The 23,783-nt window shown below is 49.6% G+C and carries 21 protein-coding genes; 19 read left to right on the top strand and 2 right to left on the bottom strand.

Annotated elements, in window-relative coordinates:
• The first annotated feature begins 28 nt into the window (after positions 1–28).
• From FKW31_RS06755 to FKW31_RS06695, 13 genes are all read left to right on the top strand, one after another.
• Positions 29–979 carry an aliphatic sulfonate ABC transporter substrate-binding protein gene (locus FKW31_RS06755; RefSeq protein ID WP_150178138.1) on the top strand — a complete coding sequence of 317 codons (951 nt, stop codon included), beginning with the start codon at positions 29–31 and terminating at the stop codon, positions 977–979.
• 174 nt (positions 980–1,153) lie between these two features.
• Positions 1,154–1,660 (top strand): RNA polymerase sigma factor, encoded by a 507-nt coding sequence (locus FKW31_RS06750; protein ID WP_238331277.1) that lies wholly within the window; start codon positions 1,154–1,156, stop codon positions 1,658–1,660.
• Positions 1,661–1,794: 134 nt separating this feature from the next.
• Entirely contained in the window at positions 1,795–2,775 is a 981-nt protein-coding gene (locus FKW31_RS06745) for a FecR domain-containing protein (protein ID WP_150178137.1), read from the top strand.
• A gap of 125 nt (positions 2,776–2,900) precedes the next feature.
• Positions 2,901–5,360, top strand: a complete 2,460-nt coding sequence (locus FKW31_RS06740) for a TonB-dependent siderophore receptor (protein WP_150178136.1) — start codon at positions 2,901–2,903, stop codon at positions 5,358–5,360.
• 219 nt (positions 5,361–5,579) lie between these two features.
• Positions 5,580–6,125: an RNA polymerase sigma factor gene (locus FKW31_RS06735; protein ID WP_150178135.1), complete on the top strand. Its 546-nt coding sequence runs from the start codon at positions 5,580–5,582 to the stop codon at positions 6,123–6,125.
• Positions 6,126–6,245: 120 nt separating this feature from the next.
• Entirely contained in the window at positions 6,246–7,220 is a 975-nt protein-coding gene (locus FKW31_RS06730; protein ID WP_150178134.1) for a FecR domain-containing protein, read from the top strand.
• Between the two features lie 213 nt (positions 7,221–7,433).
• A complete protein-coding gene (locus FKW31_RS06725) occupies positions 7,434–10,013 on the top strand; it encodes a TonB-dependent siderophore receptor (protein ID WP_150178133.1) in 2,580 nt (859 codons plus the stop codon).
• A gap of 401 nt (positions 10,014–10,414) precedes the next feature.
• Positions 10,415–11,650 carry a PepSY domain-containing protein gene (locus FKW31_RS06720; RefSeq protein ID WP_089179043.1) on the top strand — a complete coding sequence of 412 codons (1,236 nt, stop codon included), beginning with the start codon at positions 10,415–10,417 and terminating at the stop codon, positions 11,648–11,650.
• Positions 11,650–11,901: a hypothetical protein gene (locus FKW31_RS06715; RefSeq protein WP_089179042.1), complete on the top strand. Its 252-nt coding sequence runs from the start codon at positions 11,650–11,652 to the stop codon at positions 11,899–11,901. Before FKW31_RS06720 ends, FKW31_RS06715 begins: the two co-directional genes overlap by 1 nt.
• Complete coding sequence (gene exbB / locus FKW31_RS06710) at positions 11,898–12,647, top strand: tonB-system energizer ExbB (RefSeq protein ID WP_150178132.1); 750 nt, start codon at positions 11,898–11,900, stop codon at positions 12,645–12,647. Before FKW31_RS06715 ends, exbB begins: the two co-directional genes overlap by 4 nt.
• Before the next feature lie 5 nt (positions 12,648–12,652).
• The gene (exbD, locus tag FKW31_RS06705) at positions 12,653–13,135 is read left to right on the top strand and encodes a TonB system transport protein ExbD (protein WP_150178131.1); all 483 of its coding nucleotides are present in this window, start codon (positions 12,653–12,655) and stop codon (positions 13,133–13,135) included.
• The gene (locus FKW31_RS06700) at positions 13,132–13,989 is read left to right on the top strand and encodes an energy transducer TonB (RefSeq protein ID WP_150178130.1); all 858 of its coding nucleotides are present in this window, start codon (positions 13,132–13,134) and stop codon (positions 13,987–13,989) included. Before exbD ends, FKW31_RS06700 begins: the two co-directional genes overlap by 4 nt.
• A 44-nt stretch (positions 13,990–14,033) precedes the next feature.
• Positions 14,034–14,549, top strand: coding sequence for a Fur family transcriptional regulator (locus tag FKW31_RS06695; RefSeq protein WP_150178129.1), 516 nt, complete (start codon positions 14,034–14,036; stop codon positions 14,547–14,549).
• A gap of 148 nt (positions 14,550–14,697) precedes the next feature.
• Here the strand turns inward: FKW31_RS06695 and FKW31_RS06690 are convergent, their stop codons facing one another.
• On the bottom strand, positions 14,698–16,071 hold the full coding sequence (locus tag FKW31_RS06690; protein WP_150178128.1) for an Nramp family divalent metal transporter: 1,374 nt from the start codon (positions 16,069–16,071) through the stop codon (positions 14,698–14,700).
• A 190-nt stretch (positions 16,072–16,261) separates the two neighbouring features.
• Between FKW31_RS06690 and mntR the strand changes: the two genes are divergently transcribed.
• The 5 genes from mntR to FKW31_RS06660 all read left to right on the top strand — a co-directional run bounded on the left by mntR (position 16,262) and on the right by FKW31_RS06660 (position 20,508).
• Entirely contained in the window at positions 16,262–16,738 is a 477-nt protein-coding gene (gene mntR, locus FKW31_RS06685; protein WP_150178127.1) for a manganese-binding transcriptional regulator MntR, read from the top strand.
• A 668-nt stretch (positions 16,739–17,406) separates the two neighbouring features.
• Entirely contained in the window at positions 17,407–18,312 is a 906-nt protein-coding gene (locus FKW31_RS06675; protein WP_150178148.1) for a hemin ABC transporter substrate-binding protein, read from the top strand.
• On the top strand, positions 18,309–19,358 hold the full coding sequence (locus FKW31_RS06670; protein WP_150178126.1) for an iron ABC transporter permease: 1,050 nt from the start codon (positions 18,309–18,311) through the stop codon (positions 19,356–19,358). Before FKW31_RS06675 ends, FKW31_RS06670 begins: the two co-directional genes overlap by 4 nt.
• The gene (locus FKW31_RS06665; protein WP_150178125.1) at positions 19,355–20,164 is read left to right on the top strand and encodes a heme ABC transporter ATP-binding protein; all 810 of its coding nucleotides are present in this window, start codon (positions 19,355–19,357) and stop codon (positions 20,162–20,164) included. The genes FKW31_RS06670 and FKW31_RS06665 overlap by 4 nt, the downstream gene beginning before the upstream one ends.
• A 23-nt stretch (positions 20,165–20,187) precedes the next feature.
• Complete coding sequence (locus FKW31_RS06660; protein ID WP_006115515.1) at positions 20,188–20,508, top strand: antibiotic biosynthesis monooxygenase; 321 nt, start codon at positions 20,188–20,190, stop codon at positions 20,506–20,508.
• A gap of 81 nt (positions 20,509–20,589) precedes the next feature.
• On the opposite strand, the gene FKW31_RS06655 is transcribed toward FKW31_RS06660, so the two are convergent.
• A complete protein-coding gene (locus FKW31_RS06655) occupies positions 20,590–21,177 on the bottom strand; it encodes a biliverdin-producing heme oxygenase (RefSeq protein WP_063354095.1) in 588 nt (195 codons plus the stop codon).
• A gap of 158 nt (positions 21,178–21,335) precedes the next feature.
• On the opposite strand from FKW31_RS06655, the gene FKW31_RS06650 reads away from it, so the two are divergent.
• Positions 21,336–23,657, top strand: a complete 2,322-nt coding sequence (locus FKW31_RS06650) for a TonB-dependent hemoglobin/transferrin/lactoferrin family receptor (protein WP_089179035.1) — start codon at positions 21,336–21,338, stop codon at positions 23,655–23,657.
• Positions 23,658–23,783 lie beyond the last annotated feature (126 nt).

The raw sequence follows: 23,783 nt of genomic DNA, 5'->3' as shown, positions 1-23,783 counted from the left end.
TGCAAAAATATTACAAAAGGAACAAACAATGCTTTCACGACGTAAGTTTGGAAAAAACGCTTTATTTCAGTTGGCAGCACTATCGCTTGCGTCTACACTTGGTCGCAGGGCTTTCGCGCAGCAGCAAACTGTTCGTATTGGTTATCAGAAATACGGCACTCTTGCCTTACTCAAAGATCAGAAGTTTTTAGAAAAAGCACTAGAACCAAAAGGTATTTCTGTACAGTGGGCCTTATTTCCTGCCGGGCCTCCTCTTTTACAGGCTCTCATTGCAGGTGCCTTGGATTTTGGGAGCGCAGGCGATCTCCCTCCTATTTTTGCTCAGGCCAGTTCGCCGGGGTCTATGGTATATGTCGGGCATGAAACACCAGCAGGAGCAAGTGAGGCAATTATTGTGCCTCAGGATAGCTCAATTACCACTATAAAGGATCTAAAAGGTAAAAGCATTGCTGTTACGCGTGGTTCAGATGCTCATTGGCTTGTATTGGCTACACTTAAAAACAATGGTTTGAGCTTAAATGATGTGAAAGTTTCGTACTTATTGCCTGCTGCTGCACGCCCGGCGTTTGAAGGCGGCAAAGTGGATGCATGGGCAATATGGGATCCATATCTCTCAGGTATCAGCAGTCCGGTACGCGTGTTAGCAACTGGGGATGATGTTCAGGGTGGAACGGAATTCTATCTTGCAGGAAAGGAATTTTATCAAAAAAATCCAGAGCTTTTGCATGCTATTACAGATGCCATAGCGCAATGTGATATATGGATGGAATCTCATAAAGCAGAAGTCGCCGCTATTCTGGCGCGTAGCACGGGGCTGGAATTGGATGTAGTAACGCGTTCCATTTCCAAAATACATTATGGATATCACCCAATGACACGTCCAGTTATAGCAAGTCAGCAGCATATTGCTGATACGTTTGCAGCAGCAGGCCTGTTACCATCTGCTCCGAATGTGCAGGATGCCGCTCCTGAAATCTGATAAGCAAAATAAGAGCTACTTGCGTTTTCGGTTATGTTTTTAACAGCAGGCTAGCAGTGAACATTATAGGGGAGGGGGCACATATTGCCCCCCCAAACACTTTGCGCTATGATTGAGAAATGTTCTTAACTCGTGATGGACGAGGCAAGGTAGGACGAGCCGAAGGAAACGACGTTGGAGTCCGACCCTCTATCGCATAGGCTGTATGCAACACACAGACATACGCTGGTATCATATGCACGCCGCTTGTGTGGCGATAAAGGGATAGCCGAAGATCTGGTGCATGATGCATGGCTTCTGTTCCACCGGCAGAATAATGCGGAAATATTGGCGCCTCTAAGTTACCTTAAAACAATTATCCGTAATTTGCTGTTTGATCGGCGGAGGCGTAGCACGTTTGAAAGCACGACAGATGCGCCGTTTGAACAGGCAATAGGCAATGTCGAGGTCACCTCAGCGTCTCCCGAGCAGGATGTTGCTGCGCGTCAGATCATGAGCCGCGTAATGGATACCATTGACGCCATGCCGGAAAGGCAACGTAAAGCAATCAGGATGTATCATTTTGACGGCATGAAACTTAGGGAAATAGCTCAAGAACTCGATATTTCTGTTGCTCTTGTGCATAAACTCATTGCCGATGGCGTAAAAATCTGCATGCAAATACGTAAGGAAGAACTGTAGAGTTGTGTTCTTCATGTTTTTTATGAAAAAGCCCTGCTTTCACACATCTATTCAGTATAACGCATACGTCTCACAAATGTTTGACTGGTTGCTGTATGGAGACCACCTAAGTGTGGAAGGATGCCTGTTAAGTCATGGATGAAAATCAGGAGGCTGAGGCACAAGCTATCGACTGGTCTCTCCTTTTGAACGAGGAGCCAGACGATCAGGCATTGCGGCGTGAATTTGAAAAGTGGCTGAGTGAGAAGCCTGCACATGCAATGGCATGGAAGCAGGTGTCTGCCATTTCGGATATTATCCGTTCGGCGCCGCCTGATCGGCAGATTGATCCGGTCAGGCCTATGGTGTTTCAGGCACGTATTCAGGCTTTAGTGTTTTTTCTGCAAAAACGGTGGAGGCTGCTGTCTGGCGGTGGGGTGGCTGCGGCTGCATTCTGCGCAGCCTTGTTGCTGATGGTTCCTGATTTGATAACACGGTTACTGGCAGATCAGTATGCGCCAACCGGTACAATCCGGACGCTTCATCTTGCAGATGGAAGTGATGTTGTGCTTGCGCCGCGTTCGGCAATTTCGATCCGGATCTCTGCACAGGAACGTCATATAAACCTCATGCAAGGCGAGGCGTTTTTTACTGTTCATCATGACAATAGCCGTCCTTTCGTCGTGCAAGCCGGAAAGGTGAGGGCGCAAGACATCGGTACCGCCTTTGATATCCAGATTGCTCATCACGAAACAACAGTGCAGGTGCGTGATGGTGTGGTGCATGTTTCAGCCCCCACCACACCACAGACATACGAGCACGATCTTCACGGCGGAGAATGGGTAAGGGTTTCAGACACTGATATTGGAACCGGAACACTCTCTCCTGAAGCTATAGGAGCATGGCAAGAAGGAGTGTTGATCGCACGTAACGATAGAGTAGGTGATATGATCACAGCGCTTCGGCCATGGAGTGGGAAGCGGATTGTGGTTATGAACCATACGTTGCTTGGTAAGCGGGTGACCGGAGTTTACGATCTGCGCAAGCCGGATGCTGCCTTGCGCCTGCTTGTTAGCCCTATCCAAGGAAAAATTGTGCCCGTTACACCGTGGGCCAATCTTGTTGTTTCTCCATAAAAAACGGTTTCAGGAAAATTTTCTGACATAAATTTTTGAAAAAACAAAGCCGCCATTTCTCTCTCTTTACAGGATGATATGCGAATGATTTTCATTTGCTAAGTATGTAGGAGAGTGCTTTAACAATGGCACGGAATGGAAATCTGTGTGGGCGAGGCGTGGCGGCGCTCCTTTTAGTCGTCACAACCACGGCACTGACACCGTTGGCGTGTAAACCGGCAGAAGCTCAGGCTGAGCCGTCGCAACAAAAAGTTCTGTTTCATATTTCTGCGGGTTCTCTGTCTGATGCACTCGTTACCTTCAGCAGGCAATCTCATGTTCAGGTCACATCTCAGGCGTCATATCTGGCTGGCCATACAACGCATGGTCTGGCTGGTTCGTTTACGCCATCCGAAGGGCTGGGGCAGCTTTTACAAGGGAGTGGCCTGTCATACGTGCAGGTAGGAGAGTACGCGTACCAAATTGCTCCGGCTACAAAGGCTTCCAGCATTGTGCTGGGCCCAGTGCGTGTTGGCGGCACAGCATCTCAGGATACGCAATCCGCCTATGGGCCTGGCGTCGGGTTTGTCGCCACCCGCAGTGCATCTGCCACCCGAACTGATACGCCGCTGATTCAGGTTCCAAAATCGGTGTATGTTGTAACCCGCAAACAGATGGATGATCTTCAACCCCTCACAATTGGTGCAGCTTTACGTTATACGCCCGGCGTTGTGAGCGCGAACGCAAATGATAGCACACCTTCGGCAAGCTTATTTCAGCCTGTCCGACAACGAGGTTTTGAGTCTTATACATTTGTTGATGGGTTGCTTAACGGTACCTCGGTAAGTGATCCATTTTTTCTGGATCGCATTGAAGCACTGAGCGGGCCATCTTCGGTCATGTATGGGCAATCCAACCCGGGCGGCCTGATTAACATGACATTGAAGCGGCCAACGGAAACAGCCCAGCGACAAGTTAATGTGGGCTTTGGCAATTACGGACGTTATGAAGGCCAGATTGATTTAAGCGGGCCTTTGAACAAAAGCCATACCTTGTTGTACCGGCTTATCGGGCTTGGCATTACACAAGGTTCACAAACAGATTTCAATCACTATAAGCGTGTGGCTGCGCAAGGTGATATTGAATGGAAAATAGATGATCGCACCAATATCACCATTATCGGGCAGTTTGCTTATGATCCAGAGACATGGGATCCTTGGATTGGGGTTCCGGCATATGGCAGTTTGATTAAAACAGGATCAGGGCGCATCCCGGTTTCCAGATATTTTGGTGATCCAGCATTCAATAATAACTGGGACCGCCAATATATGGTGGAGGCCATTTTCCACCATGAATTCACAAAAGATTTTCAGTTTAACGCAACCGCGCGTTTTGATGAACAGAGCAACAGTAGTTGCAGTCTCTCACTGGATGGCGTGGATACCGTAAATCAAACAATCAGCAGGTCTGCATTTTGCAGTGGCCAATATAAAGGCCGTTCATCACAAATGACCGCCAACTTCAGCTATAAACTGCGTACAGGCCCGATTTCGCATTCTTTTCTTGTGGGGGTTGATTATAGAGGGCAGTGGGCTGATGGATATTGGGGATTTGATTTTGCCACTGTGCCAGATGCAAATATGCTGCACCCCACGTATAATCAGTACACATCCACTGATTATGCACGTGCGACCAACGGCCAGTTAACATGGACGAAATATCCATATTGGCAGGATGGTATTTATTTTCAGGATCAAATCAACTGGCGCCGGGCGTATGTTACACTCGCCGGACGCCAAGACTGGAACGGATATGGAGGTAATGATCTTTTCAACCGTCCATTTACATGGAATGCAGGCATAAATTATGTTTCCAGTATCGGATTGGCGCCTTACTTTAGTTATGCAAAATCTTTCATGCCCCAGACTGGGCAAGTTTATAATGCAGGAACCCTCTCGCAGCCTGATCCCTTAAACGGTCATCAGTGGGAAGTAGGGGTGAAATACCAAATCCCTCATGTTCAGTCATTTTTCTCCGCTGCTTATTATGACCTCGCAGAAAATAATGTTCTTGTTAACAATCCTGAACTTCCGCAATATCGTAGTGAAATCGGGCAGGTAAAATCCCGCGGTGTCGAGCTCTCGGCACACGCCAATCTCGCGCCAGGGCTTGATCTTATTCTGAACTATACATGGAATAAGGTGTACAATTCACGCACGAACCTGACAGGCAAAACGCTTGCTGGTGAAACGGTATCACTTGTTGGCAAGCAGCTTACACAGCAGCCTGTTAACGCAGCATCTGGTTTTGTTGATTATCGTTTTCCTTCGGAAATTGCTCCCGGTTTGTCCATAAATTTTGGTGTGCGCTATCAGGGTAAAAGCTGGGCAGACCAAGCAAACTCCTTCCGCAATCCAGCTTATGTTCTTTTTGACAGTGGACTAAGCTGGGATGCAGGGCAAATGTTCCCATCAGTTAAAGGTCTAAATATCCGGCTAAGCATGACCAATTCTGGCAACAAAACGTATGTTCAATGTGGTTCCGCTACTTTCTGCCATTACGGTGACCAGCGCATTACTTACGGAACAATTGGCTACCATTGGTAAAGAAACCCAAAGCAAGATACGCAGGGCATAGCAAGTATTTGTATGGCATGAGGGCATTTGTGACATCTCTCCCTGATAACTAAGACGATGGCACATTCTAAATTTCTAATGGACTGGCAGACTTGCCTGCAAGATTGCTTGCAGCTTGCCGAAAAATCAGCAATGAGAGATTAAGAATGAGTTGCATATGAGTGCGCCCTATCAAGTAAGGGGCGGCTTATGCGTGCTGGGGCGTGGGAGGGGTATGGAAGTTTGGAGCAGAAGGGCTCATTACTGGTTCTGTATTCAGCCCATAGACGTGATCTGCTGAAATACGCCAACGGGCTGGTAGCTGATCACTCGGTGGCCGAGGATATAGTGCAGGAGGCATGGCTCCGGTTAGACCGGGGTGCTGAAGCAGCAACAGTCAGTGAGCCTTTGCGTTATCTTTATCGGATTATCCGGAATTTGGCGCTGGACCTACGCCGCAAAGGCACGCGTGAACGGGCTGTTTTTACACTCTCTGGCGTTGATAGTGTGATAGAGCAGCAGGCAGACGCACAACCTGGGCCGGAGCAGATCGCGCAGGACAAGGCGCAACTAGAGGCTATTCAAGCTGTATTGGCAGCCTTGCCCGAACGAACGCGTATTGCTTTTGAAATGCACCGTTTTGGCGGATGCAAGTTGCGTGAAATTGCAGCACATCTGAATATTTCTACCCCTATGGCGCATGTGCTGGTTTCCGAAGCTGTGGACGCCTGCAAACAGCAGGTAGACTGGCCCTGATACGCAGCAGATCAAAGAAAATTTAAAAAGGCGCGGCGTGTGGTGTCTGGTAATAGTAAGGGTGCCAAATGTCTCCCTCGCCAGACGCGGGGCCCAACAGCTTTGCGTCGGAAGGCTTTTATGACGGAAACAGACGATCTAGTTAGGCAACAGGCTTCCAAAAAAGCCACGCAGTGGTTGATTCTTTTGCAAGAAGAACCTGATGATCCTAAAGTGCGTTCTGAGTTTAATGCGTGGCTGGCCGCTACGCCTACGAACCGTGAAGCTTGGGCCCATACAGAAACAACTATGGGTCTTGTTAGGCATCTATCTCCGAGCAATGCGGGAAACTGGCAGCACAGAAAGCGCAACGTAGTGCCAATGCGATTGCGCCAACGGCTTTCCTCGCGGGCAACATGGGCAGGATCTGCACTGGCTTTGGTGGCGTGTTTTGTGCTGTTTTTCGTGGGGCCTGATCTTATGCTGCATATGCGGGCAGATGCCATAACTGGAACAGCGGAAACGCGCGTTATGTATCTTTCTGACGGCAGTTCGATAACACTTGCCCCGGGAAGCGCCATAAGCATTAACACTCAAGGTAACCACCGTAGCGTAACCCTTTTGGCAGGAGAGGCGCTATTTTCCATTGTTCATGATTCTGCACGTCCGTTCGTCGTGAAAGCGGGGGGCTTTACCACAACAGATATCGGCACTGTGTTTGATGTGCGTTGGGCGCAAGGTAAGGTAGATGTGGGGGTGCGTGCAGGCCGGGTGCGGGTAAATGGTGGTGCTATTCCGGCACAGGGTAGGGAACTCGGAACAGGGCAGGCGCTGAGCGCATCCGCAACGGAGATTTATAATGACAATCTGCCAGCCGAGCAGATAGGCGCATGGGCCGATGGCTTGCTGGTTGCTAATGACGAACCACTTGGAAAGGTTGTTACCAAGCTTAAGCCTTATCTTCATGGCGTGGTTATTGTGCCGTCTCGTCTGGCATCGCAACGTGTTTCTGGGGTTTATAGTTTGTCCAATCCTGCGCAAGCCCTGGAGGCAATAGCACAGGCACGGCAACGTACTGTACACTGCTATAGCCCGTGGGTAACAATTTTGCGCTGAGGCAAAGCTAAACCACAACTTTTTCGTACGCCTTCCACAAAAAAAACGCTGAATTACGATTTTTATTAGAAAATACATTCCTGTCATCGTTGTGTGATTAGAAGGAGGGTAATGCAATTCATTCTCATTTTTAAGGAAAGATGATGCGCATGCCCCGCAATAAATATGATGGAGCACAACAGGGTGACGTCAGGGACAGGCGCCCGGCCAATAATGGGCCGGAAAGACAATAACAAAATTACCACTCACACGTGCCTGCTTTTGGCAACAACAGCAGTTTCTTTTTTTATCTTCACCGGCTTGGCGCGGGCGCAATCCGATACAGTCAGGGTTGCAAGAAATGGAGCTGCGCAGGGCATGCGGGGTTACAATATTCAAGCGCAACCTTTGGCATCTGCATTAATAAGTTTTGGAAAGCAATCTGGTCTTCAGGTTACAACAGGGGGTGAGCTTCTGCGCGGTGTCAAAACAGCCGGGGTGCATGGGCAACTTACATCCCGACAGGCGCTTGCTCAGCTTCTTGCTGGTACTGGCCTGAGTTATGTGCAGTCAGCAAACGGGACGGTAATTTTAACAAAATCTGCGGCCAATATTACCCTTGGGCCCGTACGCGTTGGGGGCTCTGTTGTGCATCAAAATCCGACAGGCCCAGGGGTGGGATATGTTGCGATAAATACGATGGCTGGCACAAAAACAGATACCCCACTTACGGAAATTCCTAACTCGATTTATGTCATTACAAAGCAACAAATGGTTGATCTACAGCCACAGAATGTTCAGGAAGCTTTGCGTTACACAGCGGGTATTTATACGGAACAGCTCGGTAACTACAGTAATGGGTGTGCCAGTAGTGGAAGTTGTGGTGGAATTGTACAACGCGGCTTCAGCACATCACAGTTTATCGATGGATTGATGTCAGAATCCTACAGCGCGGGTGAGACAGCGTTTTTGGAGCGGATTGAAGCTGTGAATGGCCCTGCTTCGGTAATGTATGGGCAAACCACACCGGGCGGCATGATCAACATGTCTTTAAAAAAATCAACGGATACCCCCTTGCATCAGGTAAGCGTGGGCTTTGGGAACTGGAACCGTTATGAGGCGACATTTGATTATAGTGACAAAATTACAAAATCTGGAAACCTGCGTTATCGCGTTGCCGCTATGGGAACCACGCAGGGTACTCAGGTCAATAATATCGACTATAAAAGAATTGGCATTCTGCCTTCCATCACGTGGGATATAGATAAAAAAACCTCTCTTACACTGCTTGGAAGCTATCTTTACACGCCTGGCATGGGTACGAATTACATGCAGTTTCCGGTAGAAGGCACGCTGTATCGTAGCCCTTACGGGCAAATTCCAAGAAATCGTTTTGTTGGAAACAAGAATTTCAATACACAGGAAACCCGTGATGAAATGTTTGAATACCAATTCCAACATCGCTTTAACCGTTTTCTAAACTTCAGCCAGGTTTTTCGTTGGGAGCAATCTACCAGAGACAATCAGACGATGATTCTTGACGGGATGTACACAGATAGAATTGCAGCCCTTGATCCATGGGAAATGCGCAATAAAAATACCGTGGCAGGGTTGGATTCACGTTTTTATGGAAAGTTCAATATAAGCAAGGTTGAAAACACATGGGTTGTTGGCTCTGATTTTAGGCAGTACGATTATAAATGGAACGTTGTTGCAGACAAAACGCCCGGCTATAACGGATACCCGGGAGAGGATGGGTATTATTTGGTAGATATTTTCAATCCTCATAATGATTATTCACGATGTGTCGATCTTCATTCATCAAAATGCGAAACGTGGAATGGCACCTATAATTACAGCTATTTTCAGGAAGGTGTTTATTTTCAAGACCAGCTCAAATGGAAAGGGCTATCTGTTCTGCTTGGGGGACGGCAAGATTGGGTGAACACACATTACCATGGCACTGTTTACTCTAACCAAAATGACGACCACAGTATTACGCTAACAAGATTAAGCGAAGAACCACGCCCACAAACAGCGTTCACATGGCGTGCCGGGCTTATTTATAATTTCGCGTTCGGTTTATCTCCTTATTTCAGTTACTCCACATCCTTTATCCCACAAAGTGGGAGTGACTGGCAGGGCAGGCCACAACCACCACTCAAAGGGCAACAAAAAGAAGTGGGAATTAAATACAAGGTTCCGGGCCGAGATATCCTGATTACAGGTGCAGCTTATGATATTGATGAAACCAATTATCTGGTGACAGACTATTTGCATCCGGGTTATTCAGCCAATGCGGGCCGGGTAAACGCCAAGGGGTTCGAGGTTTCGGCCAATGCAAATATTACGCATGATCTTAGGCTGATTGCGTCTTATTCCTATAACTCCATGACTTACGCCAGCACGAACCTTACAGCCGCAGCACAGCTTCCAAACGGAGGGTATGGCCCTGCGGCATCGGAAAAAGGAAAATACGTTCAGGGTGTGCCCCGTAACATGTTCTCATTTTTTCTAAATTACAGCCTGCCCCAAAATATTGCTCCGGGCTTGGCTGTAAATGGTGGCATGCGCTATGTGGGGTTCACTTATGATGATGCGGTAAATACCTTTAAGGTCCCTGCGTATTATTTGTTCGATATTGGCATGCATTACGATTTTGGACAAAAAATTCCGATGCTTAAGGGACTACAGGCACAGCTTGCTGTTTCTAACCTGACAAACAAATATTATGTAACGTCCTGCGGCGGCAATTATGCCTGTTACATTGGCCAAGGCCGCCGAGTATATGGCAACCTGTCGTATAGTTGGTAATTGTTGAACAAACCCACCTTAGTTCTCTTGCAAAATATCAGGTAAAGCACATGTGCCCTAGGCAGAAACCCGGATGGACGGCGCAATGACTGTTCTGTTTGGGGGCGTAATCTTGCTGAAGCGAACATATAAAAGGTGGTTGCGAGCATAAAAGCAGCCCTAACGGCAAAAATTTTAACGCCTGATATAAAAAATTTTCAGCAATGCCCGAAAAAAACGGGCTTTCGATCGTCTTTGTAGATGAGGGGATTGTTCTGTGCCGCTGATTATCAGGCAGCAAAAGGCAGTTTCCTCTTTTTTCCGACGCATCCGAGGGCGCGTAACACGATGGACACGGTAGAATTTTACGCAGAATACAGTTGCGAATCACTCTTACACGCATTTGTGAGTGCGCTGTTTTCATGACCAACCGTGCCCTTCGCCGCTGGTTTGTGGTTCATAAATGGACCAGTCTGGTCTGTACGCTGTTTCTACTCATTATCTGCGTAACGGGCCTGCCGCTGCTTTTTTCCGAACAAATCTGGGATACGTTCGTAGGGGACGATGATCCACCTTACGAGGTGCTGCCGCCGAATACGCCAAACGCCAGTCTGGATGTTATTGTAGAAAAGGCGAGGGCGCTTTACCCAGAACAAATCATTACGAATGTTAATCCAGATGATGATGAGCCAGCCGTACTCGTCTCCATGGCTCCAAGCTGGCAAGCGTTGGAAGAAGATAAAAACTACCCAGATCGGAATTCCAGCCACTGGATCAAGTTTGATGCGCGCACAGCAAAAGTGCTGAAGCAATCACGCCCTGCTGATGCGCCCCAAAAGCCACGCACCTGGACCGGCATTATTATGGGTATTTGCAACCAGCTCCATACCAGCCTGTTTGCCGGGTTGACTGGCCGCCTGTTTCTCGGGGCAATGGGGGGTATCTTTGTTGCCTCTTTAGTTTCCGGCACAGTGCTGTATGGGCGTTTTATGAAGCGCCTGCCATTCGGTTCTGTGCGGAAGGATCGTGCCGCGCGCCTAACATGGCTAGACCTGCATAACCTATTGGGCGTGGCTACGCTGATGTGGGCAATGGTGGTTGGTTTTACAGGCTTGGTCAACGAGCTCCAAACCCCGCTATTTGGCCTGTGGCGCGTAACAGATGTAAGGCAGACTCTCAAACCCTATGCCAATCTACCGGTGCCCTCGCAGGATCATCTATCCTCTGTGCAAGCTGCGTTTAATACGGCAGCCAAAGCGGCACCCGGCAATGAGGTTACGGGCCTGTCCTATCCCGGATCTTCCTTTGGTAGCCCAGTGCATTACGTGCTGTGGACGCGTGGGAGCACACCACTACGTGCACGTTTGTTTACGCCAGTTTTGGTGGATGCACGCACGGGTGCATTAACCGGGGCGTATCCAATGCCGTGGTATCTCCGCTTTCTGGAAATCTCTCGTCCTCTGCATTTTGGTGATTACGGTGGCATGCCGTTGCGTATCCTATGGGCGCTACTGGATGTGGTGGTGATTGGCGTGTTGGTCAGTGGTCTGGTGCTGTGGGCCAATAAGCGGAAGATAGCTACCGATGCCCGCCTGCATAAGCTTGGTTACGAACTGGACGAAACCGACGGAATGCCTGCCCTTGTGGGAGATGTGTGATGAACGCCTTTTCTCATCAGGTACCCATCATTTCTTCTCACGGCACAGCACCACGCCCATCTGTGTTTGTTTGGCCGTGGCCAATTGCGCTGGGGCTGCTTACCACATTTGGGTTGCTGTCAGCGCTTTTGGGCCAGCACGGTATCTGGCTTGGCCTGTCTTGGGCTGCTCTTTCCATTCCCCTTATTGTTACGGTCGTTTGCCTGATCCGGGCTTGGAATAGACCGTCTTCCAAAGGAGGTCTTTCATGACCGATCTTGCACCAATTTCCTTCTCTCCGTGGGAGATGTTCCTTAATGCTGGCCTCGTAGTGCGCTGCGTGATGGTTTTGCTGGCTGTAGCAGCTCTACTGACATGGACCATCTTTATTGCCAAGTCAGTTGAACTGCTACGTGTGCGGGTCAAACTGGCCAAAGCCGAACACACTTTGGAACAAGCAGGTACGCTGGATTTGGGCGAGGAAGGCACGCGTAAAAACGGTATTGCCCATACGCTTGTCATGGCTGCCGAGACCGAACGCACACGTTCGCAGGATATTCCCGATGATAGCGAGGGCCTGAAAGAACGGATTGTGTTGCACCTTGAACGGTTGGAAGCCGCCGAGGGGCGTAGGCTCATGCGCGGCACTGGCTTACTGGCCACCATTGGCGCAACATCTCCCTTTATTGGCCTGTTTGGCACGGTGTGGGGGATCATGACCTCGTTTACCGGCATTGCCGCCAGCAAGGCTACCAGCCTCGCTGTCGTAGCTCCCGGCATTGCAGAGGCGCTACTGGCAACAGCCCTTGGTCTGGTGGCGGCTATTCCTGCCGTGGTCATTTACAACCACCTTGCCCACCAGACAGCATCCTGCCGCGCACAGGTAGCTGATCTGACATCTCTTGTTATGCGTCTGGTCTCGCGTGATCTGGGGCGTAGCCAGATGCAGATGGAACGGGGCAATATAGTGCGTTTAGGGCAACAAAACCGCGATGCCCGCACGGTGGCCGGGGAGTAAGCGGCATGATCCGTATCCGCCACACCGATGAAAGCCCGCATGAGGCCAGCGAGATCAATGTTACGCCCTTTATTGACGTGATGCTGGTACTACTGGTGATTTTTATGGTTACAGCACCGCTTACCACAGTGAATGTGCCAGTAGATCTACCATCCTCAACAGAAAAACCAACGCCACGCCCAGATGACCCGGTGTTTCTAACCGTAAAGGCCGATCATGGTCTGGCATTGGGTGAAGACGACATTGCTGCCGATGCCTTGCCCGGAGCGCTGGAAACAGCAACCAAGGGTAACAAAGACCAGCGCATTTTTCTGCGTGCAGATAAAACTGTTGATTACGGTACGCTTATGGGCGTGATGGATAAGCTGCGTTCTGCTGGTTATCTCAAAGTAGCGCTCGTCAACCTTCAGGGGCAGGAAGAAGGGAGCGAAGCAGGAAGCGCGGCTGTTTCTACTGGCAGTGTAAAAGCAGCGGGAGCCGCGCCATGAGTGGAACTGCGGATATAACGCAGGCACCAGAAGGAGCTATTTCCTTTGCTGACTGGCAGCGCAGCCAGTTGCGCCGGACACAGCGAGATGATGCGCTGCGTTGGGGTTTTTCGTTGCTTGCCGTGCTTGCCGTAAGTGGCGGTGCTGTCTGGTGGATCATGCGCCTGCCACCACCGGCTGTAGCGGTGCCTGAGCCTCCTCCGGCGGCCATTGCGATAGATATGGCGCCTGAACCGGTTTCAACGCCCACACCGCCAACAGATGCCCCCATCGGCCCACAGCAGACCCAGTCCATTCCTGATCCGGCTCCGGTAGAGCCACCAAAGGTTACGGCTCCGCCATCGCCCGCGCCTAATCCACCGGTGCCAGTGCCCAAACCGGAAAAGCCGCGTAAAATCGTTAAAAAACACAAGCCGGTGCCGCATCTCAAAAAACCGATCCCGGATAAAACACCTCCAGCCGAGACAACAACTGCGCCGCCATCATCAGAAGCGCCTCCAGCGTCGGCACAGGCTGCGCCAGCACCCGGTGCGTCTTCTTCCAAGGCATCGCATGATCCGGTGACATGGCAGGGCGCATTACTGGCGCAATTGGAGAAGTTTAAGCGCTATCCGTCAGATGCCATGGCCGATCATCAGGAGGGTGTCCCCACCGTAACGTTTTCCATGGATCGTAAGGGGCATGTGCTTTCAGTTACGCTGGCCAGTAGTTCTGGCCATGCGCTGCTTGATCAGGAGGCCGTGGCGTTGCCCAAGCGGGCTCAGCCATTGCCTATCCCACCAGATAGCGTGGCGGGAGACCCCATCACACTTACCGTGCCCGTCGAATTTTATATCCATAGTGGCGAAAACTAAGGTTTTCCATCATTCCTTTTTCAGATCGTGACAGGATCAAAACCATGCTTGCATTTTCCGCATATCGCCGTTCTCCGCCCGCCTTGAAGCAGATCCGCCCCGGTATGGGGGCCAGCCGCAGCGCGGTGCGGCGTTTGGAAGAACGTTGCGAAGATGTTGGCATTAGGATGACTGATCTACGCCGAGTGCTTCTACATGGTGTGCTAGAGGTTGAGCCACATGCTACGGTGGTAGAAATATGGAAAGCGCTTAGCGTAATGACAAACGGTCACGCGCCTTCTCAGGGTTCTATCCAGCGTAATCTGAATTTGTTGGTAGCGCGTGATATCCTGCGTCGGGATGTTACGCCCGATCGACTGTGGCGCTACAGCGTGGCCCCGGAACCGAAGGTTCTACCATCTGTTCTTTTTATTGAAGTCGGAACAGGGCGGAAAATTCCGTGTAATGCGCCAGAAGTTGTTATTTTACTGCGTCGGGTAGCGGCTGAACACGGGTTGGCAGTGCAGGGGGCTTCTATCACCGTAATACCTTCTGTCGGGCATGACATAGAAGCCCGATAGTAATGTATTTAAGAGATTTTATCATATCTACAATAGTCAATACTGGCCGCGCGAGGTAAAGGTGTTGGCCAGTTTTTTCATTGGTTGATTCCATTTGCAGGCTTATAGTATATATTTAGCGTTGTAATATTTAAATTCTGTAGCGTTATTACAAAACAGTATCATACAAAAGTTTAAAGTTGAGAACCAGAATAATAGCAGCCACAACCCAAGCCAAGATGGTTGTTTTGCGAGAGATGACAAGCTCTCCCATTTTCTGGCGGTCAGATACGAATAGAATTAAAGGAATAACAGCAAAAGGAAGCTGCATGGACAGGATAACCTGGCTTAGCATCAGCAGTTCCCCCACACCCTTATTCCCGTAAAGGGCTGTCACTACTATGACAGGCATAATGGCAAGGCCGCGAGTGAGGAGCCGTTGCATCCAATGCGGTATTTTTAACCGTAAAAAACCTTCCATAATAATTTGTCCAGCTAATGTGCCGGTTACAGTCGAATTGGTGCCGGCAGCTAAAAGAGCAACCGCAAACAGGGTTGATGCAATACCCAAGCCAAGAACGGGAGAGAGCAGGCGGTAGGCATCCTCTATTTCCGCAACATTCTGGTGCCCAGTTGTGTGGAAGGCCGCTGCGGCAACGATGAGAATGGCAGCGTTAATAAACAGGGCCAACACAAGGGCAATTGTACTATCCCACGTGGCCCACCGAATAGCTTCTCTGCGGCCAGATAATGTGTGCTCGAATGCGCGTGTCTGCACGATAGATGAATGCAGATACAAGTTATGCGGCATAACCGTAGCGCCAATAATGCCGATTGCAATGTAAAGCATCTGGCTATTGGTTATAATTTTGGGAGAGGGAATAAAGCCTTTAAGCACGTCAGCAACAGGCGGAGCTGCGGCCATAATCTGCACACCAAAACAGATGGCAATAATGCTGAGCAATGCAATAACAAACGCTTCTAGATACCGGAATCCTCGGTTCATTAAAAAGAGTACGAGAAAGGCATCAAGAACCGAAATAATTGCCCCGCCTAAAAGCGGAATACCAAATAAAAGCTGAAGCGCTACGGCTGTGCCAATTACCTCAGCCAGATCACATGCAATAATGGCAAGTTCGCAAGCCAGCCAAAGAGCAATATTGATGGCAGGCGGAAAATGATCTCGACACGCCTGAGCCAGATCGCGGCCAGTTGCAATGCCTAGTCTGGCAGACAGAGCTTGAAGAAGAATAGCCATCAGGTTTGAAAGCATGATGACGGCTAGCAGCGTATAACCAAACTGGGCGCCACCTTGTAAATCAGTCGCCCAGTTTCCGGGGTCCATATACCCTACGGAAACCATGTAACCCGGCCCCACAAAAGCCAGAAAACGCTTGAACCACGATTTACCAGCCGCAGGTAATTTAATGCTGGCAAAAGATTCCGGCAAACTTTTGCTGCCTGCTTCTGTCGTTTTAGCAAAACGCCATGCAGATTTTTGGGCAGACAACGGTGGGGCAGGGGCTTGCGAGTCTTGGGACATAAATCCAGACTAAACTGTACCTGATTAAATATGCAATATGCTATATTACAAAGCATGAGGAAACTTTTGGTTGCTGTGCATTTGCATGATATCTAATGCAAGATATTCCTGTTGGAATACTTTATACTTAACAGAATAATCTTAGCGGTATGGAGCCAACACAGCCCTACGGATTGGTTGGAAAGTGGGAATGCAGCAAACTTTTGATACAGCAGATACTCTCCCTGATGCACAAACACATTCAGAAGGGTTCCGTATCAGCCGTGTAGCGCGGCAGCATGCGCTTATTGAAGATTATGTAGAACTTATTGCAGATCTTCTGGATGAAGGGCAGGAGGTCCGGCAGGTTGATCTGGCAACTCGGCTGGGGGTTTCTCAGCCAACAGTCGCCAAAATGTTGATACGCCTTGGTGACGAAGGGCTGGTTGCTCGCAAACCTTATCGCGGTATTTTTCTAACACCCGAGGGGCGCGAAATGGCAGAAAAAGTCCGCGCACGACATCGTATTGTTGAAGCGTTTCTTCTGGCTCTTGGTGTAAGCCCGTGCAATGCACGCATTGATGCAGAAGGGTTGGAACATTATGTGGGAGCGGAAACACTAAAAGCGTTTCAGCTCGCCATGGATGCTGGTTTGGGTGATTTTATGCAAAATGCCAGAAAAGAATAAGGCAATAAAAATCTGGTGAAATGTTTTTCCTATAAAGTAGATATCATACCGGAGCCCGATCAATTATTGGAGCACATGCCATCTAGGAGCACGCCAAGCGTAGCCTGAACGGGATCTGCCCCAACCTTTGCTTCAAGAAGTTGGCTACTCATCGCCGGAACTGAACATCAGATGGTAAAGAGCGGGGTTGCAGAGTGTAAACTCTATACAAGCCCGCGCTCCGGCCACGAATTGTTTGCGTGCAGAAGATTGGTTTCAGGATATGGCACCCACTATGGTTTCTCCAAGCCGGATGAAACCGATCCGGGCCAGTTCCCGTAGGAGCATATCACGGGAAGGACGGCTTTATCACTATGCAGCCTCATGGTTTTGTCTGGAAAATGATATTGATTCTCATTCTCTATTGTGAAAGGGTGGGTACGATTTGATGCGCACGACCGCGCCGCGTTTGTGAAAAATGTTGGATTTGAAGACATTTTGTAGTGTGGAGGGGCAATGTTTATCGTCATGAACCGTTTTAAAGCCCGCAGGCTTGAGCGGAAGGCTGTGTTGAACGCCGTGCATCAAAATATGGAGCAGGCAGCCGGATGAAAAACCATTGGTTAGCAAATAAGCATCGTGATCAGATTGCAGCCACATCATTGCTGTCTCGCCGTTCTTTGGGCGCCATGCTGGCTTTTGGAATGGCCTCAACCTGCATGCCGCAGGCCGGGTTGGCACAAGATGTAACGCATGAGATTACACCTCGTATTGTTACAGATTGCCGAGGCCGACGCATTACACTCCACGGTGCAACAAGAATAGCCAGCATTGGTGGCACTATAACCGAAACACTGTACGCATTAGGCCGCTCAAGTGCGATTTTGGCGGTGGATCAAACTTCCACATGGCCAGAAGTAGCGCGAAAAGAGAAAAAAGATCTGGGTTACATGCGTGCCATCTCGTCTGAAGGGGTTTTGTCCCTACGGCCGGATCTTGTGCTGACCATGAACGATGCAGGGCCGCCCGCAGCTATGGATCAGCTTGTGGCATCAGGTGTTCCTGTCGTGTTTGTAGATGCCACCCCATCTTCTGAAGCTATTGAACAGCGCACCCGCTTTTTAGCTGATATTGTTGGGGCTCAACCGGCAGGTGAGCAGTTGTGCAGCACCATTGCCGAGCAGTTCCGGCAGTTGAATGTATGGCGCACCGTGCATACAGAAAAGCCGCGTGTATTATTTGTCATGCGCATGACAAATAACCGCCCTATGGCAGCAGGTAAAGGAACGGCAGCAGATGCCATGATCCGTCTTGCCGGAGGAGTTAACGCCGGTGCTGATATGCAAGGTTACAAGATTGTGGATCAGGAAAATCTGGTAGCCCTTCGGCCAGACATTATTCTGCTCATGGATCAAACAGCAACCACTCTCCGTTCAGCTTTACAGGCAGATCCCGGCTTCAAGCTTACTCCAGCAGGGCGTAACAATGCTTTTGTGAGCATGGAAGGAGAGCGCCTGCTAGGCTTTGGCCCCCGTACGCCTCAGGCTGCTTTAGACCTTGCCAGAATGATGGCGGCGGTGAGTCACCCTGCATGATGATGCGGCGGCATGTTGTTCTGTTGCTGTGTGCCTTGTTGCCATTATTAATGCTGGTTATGGCAGTTTCCCTCAACGTTGGGGCAACAGGCGTACACCTTACGGCATTGTGGCCTGGTGGTACACAGGCAGATAGCTTTGCAGACCGGATTGTTCTGACTCAGATTCGCGGCCCTCGTGTTGTTATGGCCGGGCTTACGGGGGCGGCTTTGGCCGTGGCCGGTGCTGTTATGCAAGGGCTTTTTAGAAATCCGTTGGCGGACCCCGGGTTGATTGGCGTGTCCTCAGGGGCGGCTTTGGCTACGGCCTGCATGATTGTATTGGGCGGAGCATGGCTGGATTTAGGGGGGGGAGGCGTGCATGCGGTAATCATGAGCACGGCATGGGCCGTTCCCGCCGCGGGTATGTTGGGTAGTTTTGTTGCTGCATGTTTGCTTTATATGTTTGCAACGCGTGGGGGTGCTACATCTGTGAGCATGATCCTGCTAGCAGGAGTGGCGTTCAGCGCGTTTTCTGGTGCGTTAACCGGCATCCTTATCTTCCGCGCGAATGACACGGCATTACGTGATCTAACTTTTTGGACGATGGGCAGTTTTGCGGGGGCAACATGGCCACGCATAGGCTTGTTATGTCCTTTCCTGTTGGTGGCTGCGTGGGTAACGGCGCGTCTGGCTATGCCTCTGAACGCCCTGTTACTGGGAGAGAGTGATGCAAGGCTGATGGGGTATCCTGTGGAGCGTATCAAACGGTGCGCTATGTTCTCGGTTGCCTGCGCTGTTGGCCCTACGGTTTCTTTTGTTGGGGCCATTGGGTTTGTAGGCGTTGTGGTTCCCCATTTGGTGCGGTTGATGACAGGGCCAGATCATCGGCTGGTACTGCCGGGAAGTGCCTTGTTAGGGGCAATTCTGTTGATAGCGGCAGATACGTTGGCGCGCGTTATTGCCATGCCCGCAGATGTGCCTGTGGGAATTGTAACCGCGGTTTTAGGTACACCAGTTTTTGTCTGGCTGCTAACACGCACTCATGACAGGGAAAAACTGGCATGAAGCTTTCCTTGCGTAATGCGGGCTGGCGTGTTCGTGGCAAAGATATTGTGCATGGAGCCTCTCTAGACTTCGCGCCTGGTCAGCTAACGGCCATTATCGGGCCAAATGGCGCTGGTAAAAGCACATTGCTGCGCCTTGTTAGCGGTTTATTGCCCGCAACCAGTGGTGATGTACAGCTTGATGATGTTCCTATAACCACATTTTCGTCTGCTCGGCTGGCGGCCAGCCGGGCTATGTTAATGCAGGACTCTCCGTTGCGGGCTCCGTTCACGCTGCGTGAGTTGGTGGCAATGGGCGGGCAAATTTCTGCTCCATTCATGAGCGCTCCAGTCCGTTTTGAGCTTGCCGGAAAGTTGCTTGAACGGGTTGGATTGGCTGCTTTTGCTGAGCGCGATGTTATGGATCTGTCCGGAGGGGAGCGGCAGCGTGTTCATCTGGCGCGGGTTCTGATGCAACTGGAGGCTGCCGTGCATGGCACGGACTGCCCCCCAGGTTTTTTGCTGCTGGATGAGCCGATCTCGGCTCAGGATTTGTCTCGGCAGCATCTGGTTCTTAATCTTGCGCGCGCCCATGCCACAAGTGGCGGTGGTGTGGTGCTGGTTATTCATGATCTGAATTGGGCCGCTGCCTGCGCAGACCGCATTGTGGTGATGCACGAGGGAAGCATTTTTGCGCAGGGGGCACCGGAGCAGGTTTTAACCAACGCGTTGGCTAGCCATGTGTTTGGGCTGGAAGAAGGGCGGGTGCGCATGCACGTAGGTAGCGGCAAGCCCTACGTTTTGCCACATGATATGATTTACCAATAATAGTTATAGGAAAGGATCAGGATATGTCTCAATATATCGCCATGAACCGTTTTTTGGTGGCACCGGAAAATGAAGATGCCTTCCAGAAGCGTTGGCTGGAACGTGAGGTTTTATTAAAGACTGTTCCAGGCTTTGTTAGTTTCCAGTTTTTAAAAGGCCCAGAAAAGGATGGAGGTAGGCTTTACGCTTCTCACACGGTATGGGATTCATACGATGCATTTGTAGACTGGACACAGTCTGAGCAGTTTCGGCAGGCACATGCAGGTGCGGGGCAGGGCCGTGCGCTAACTGCCGGGCCTCCTGTGTTTGAAGGATTCAGCGTATTGCAGGATGTGACAGTCTGATATCCTTTATCTGCCATCTTATAGTAACTTTATGACCTGAAATTCCTTTGGATTTCAGGTCATTTTTATTTCTTCAGAAAATCAGTTTGATGTGCTGATAAGCGTGTCAGACGTTATCATATAGTTTTTCACGCGCATAAAACCAGACTTAGCCCCGGCTGTAGCTAGGACTGGGTCAAACCCTGCAAGGTCAATAGCGCTTTTAAATGCATTCCAGGATGGGCCTCGGCCGCCAGGGTCTGCGGCAAGGTGGCGTCCACCAAAGTTTTCGGTAAAGCCCAGTTTTTCAACCAGTTTTGTTAAAAAATTTGCACCAAGTTTCGAACCTTCTGCCACGTATAGCCAGCCTACGGCGGTTGAAGCATCTTGGATACATATAGAAGAGCCTGCTTCAGGAAAGGGTAGGTTAAGATCTCGCATATCCTGACAAACTTGTGCAAAGCGGTTTCTGGTAGCCAGATCAGGAATGATCTCTAGCAGTTGGTCATGCTTGTACAGATCATTGATATCTCGATGGAATAGATACTGAAGTTGCACAAAACTTTTGTATTTCTCGGCGCTGGAGAACAGACCGTGCGCCATGATGCTTTTGTCCAGATCTTCATGGAGCGTGTGGGTTGCGTCTTTAAGGCGGAGAGAAAGTGAAAGGGGATCGGACATGTTGGTCATGTTATTGGCCTTTATGACATAAACGCATGCAGAGAGATGCGCATGTGTGACTTATTTAACGCAAATGATAATCATATGCAATAAGAGCTTGATGGGAGACCGCTCCCTGTGCATCATAAAATAATAATGATTCTCATTATTAACAATGTGGATGTACAATGATAACGCAACCTTTTTTCTACCGGGTTATGCGTTACCAGATGCTGGCAACAACAGCTCTGGCATATGCTTGTGTAACACCGGCTTTTGCCGCCACAACAGAATCTGCTTCCCCCAAGGCAGAAACTGCCGCGCAGGCTCATGCTGGTAAAAATACCAATAAACCTGGTGCAGTTTCTCCCCAGACAGTCATTCTGGGTCCGGTAAAGGTAAGTGGAACAACAGACATTCTGGATTCCATGAAGTTTAATCCAGATAAGGATCACAGCGCGGTAGGTAAAGCCGGTGTGCTAACAACAACAACAACCCTCAAAACATTGCGTGACCGTCAGATAGATAGCTTGGAAGACTATGCACGCCGAATAGATGCCTCGGTTAACTATAGTAATGGTAATTCCAGTATCAACATTCGTGGTCTGGACCAAAACCGAATTCTCACCACCATAGATGGCGTGCGTATGCCATGGGCAAACGATGGGGCCTATGCTGGTTCTTTCAATTCTGCGCAAGGGGGTGTTAACAATTTCGATTTCAATTCCCTTGGTGCAATAGACGTTGTTAAAAGCGCAGATTCCAGCTTTTTTGGTACGGGCGCGCTGGGTGGTGTTATTGCATTGCGCACGCTGGACCCAGAGGACTTGCTTAAACCCGGCAAAACCTTTGGGGGGCTCACCAAACTTACCTATAATGGAGCAAGTGAAGCCGCATTGCTTAATCAGGCGTTTGCTGCACGCTATAAAAACACAGTATTTTTGCTTCAGGGTGGCTATCAGGACGGAAGCGAAACTGGAAACCGAGGCGATACTTACGGGTATGGGCGAACACGTACTGCAAAAGACCCAGCATCGTATGAGCAAGGTAGTTTTCTTGGTAAAGTCCGGCACTATTTTGCTGGTGGCCATAGAATAGGCCTAACTGGCGAATGGTTTGACCGAAATTATAATGAACGCACCAGAACATCAGAAACAACGGCAACAAATGTCTATCGCACACGCAGCGAGAACCAACGCTCGCGCGTATCTGCCAATTATGATTATCAGGCGAGCAGCCCAACAGACCTGTTTAGCGAAGCGCATTTTCTAGCGTATTGGCAAAGTATTCAGACTGATACGGATATTACAAACAATGATCCAACCCGACCGACAGCCTATGTGCACCAGCATCTCACATTGCCTGTGGAATCCTACGGCGTAACGGGTTCAGCCACAAACAACATCTTCACCGGTCCGTTGCATCATGCCCTCACTTACGGAGGAGAGGTCTTTCTAACAGATACCTACCAGACCCAAACTGGCCAGCGTGCTCTGTCAAATGCTTATACTCATGATAATTTTTCGGATATGCCTAAAGTACACGGTACGGATATGGGGGCGATTGTACAAGACCGCATTGGCATTGGCCGTGGTGAGTGGCTGCATATTACGCCGGGTTTCCGGTTTGATTATTTCCAGCGAGACACACACAATACGGCTTCCTATATGGCCAATGCTGGTTATGCGGGGCTACCGCACGGTGCGCATGGGTCTCATTTTTCGCCAAAAATTCTAGTAGAAGCGCGCATTGCCAAAGATGTTATTCTATATGGACAGTATGCCGAGGCATACCGCGCACCCTCTGCAACCGAGGAATATTTAAACTACAGCACTCCACCAGTGTATCAGGTTGTTGGCAACCCAGATCTTAAGCCTGAAAGTAGCCGAGGGTGGGAAGTTGGCATGAAATATGGAAATTCAGAACGAGGTGCCAAGCTTTCTTTCTACGATAACCACTACCATAACTTTATAGATATGATGGGTATAAGCGGCTGTACTGGCTATATGCTCTGCTATGGCTATACCAATTTGGCACATGTACGTATTTATGGGGTGGAAGCCAGCGGAAACTGGGCATTTGATGATCACTGGCACGTATGGGGGTCACTGGCTTATGCAGATGGCCGTGACCAGAATATGAACTTCCACCTAAGCTCGGTTTCGCCTTTCCGTGGGATTATCGGTTTTGGGTATAAAACACAACGCTGGGGCGCAGATCTGTCGGGCACGTTTGCTTCGGGGCGTGACAATGCCAAGTATCTGACCTCAACCGGCGCATTAACCAACCAGTGGAAAACACCCGGATATGTTATTTTTGATCTGAATGGTTGGTATAGCCCATCATTTTACAAACCTTTGCGTATTCAGGCTGGAATGTACAATATTTTTGATAAAGCATATTATAATGCGGCGTCACTTCCTTATGGTCAGTCATCCAGCTCCCTTTCCGAGCGCTACTACACTCAGCCTGGGCGATCCTTCAAAGTAACGGCTCGAATTGAATTCTAAAATTTTGTTATTATAAAAATCAAAACCATTCTACTTAGGAAGATGAGGTTAAAAATTGACGGGTATCCTTCATCCATAACATGGAAGGTTCTCAAAACCTCTTGGTTTTTCTAACCTTCCAGCTCA

It is taken from the genome of Acetobacter sp. DmW_136 (assembly GCF_008690365.1).
Classification (GTDB): Bacteria; Pseudomonadota; Alphaproteobacteria; order Acetobacterales; family Acetobacteraceae; genus Acetobacter; species Acetobacter oryzifermentans.
The sequence above is the reverse complement of the archived record's forward strand: the minus strand, read 5'-3'. Positions and strand labels throughout refer to the sequence as shown.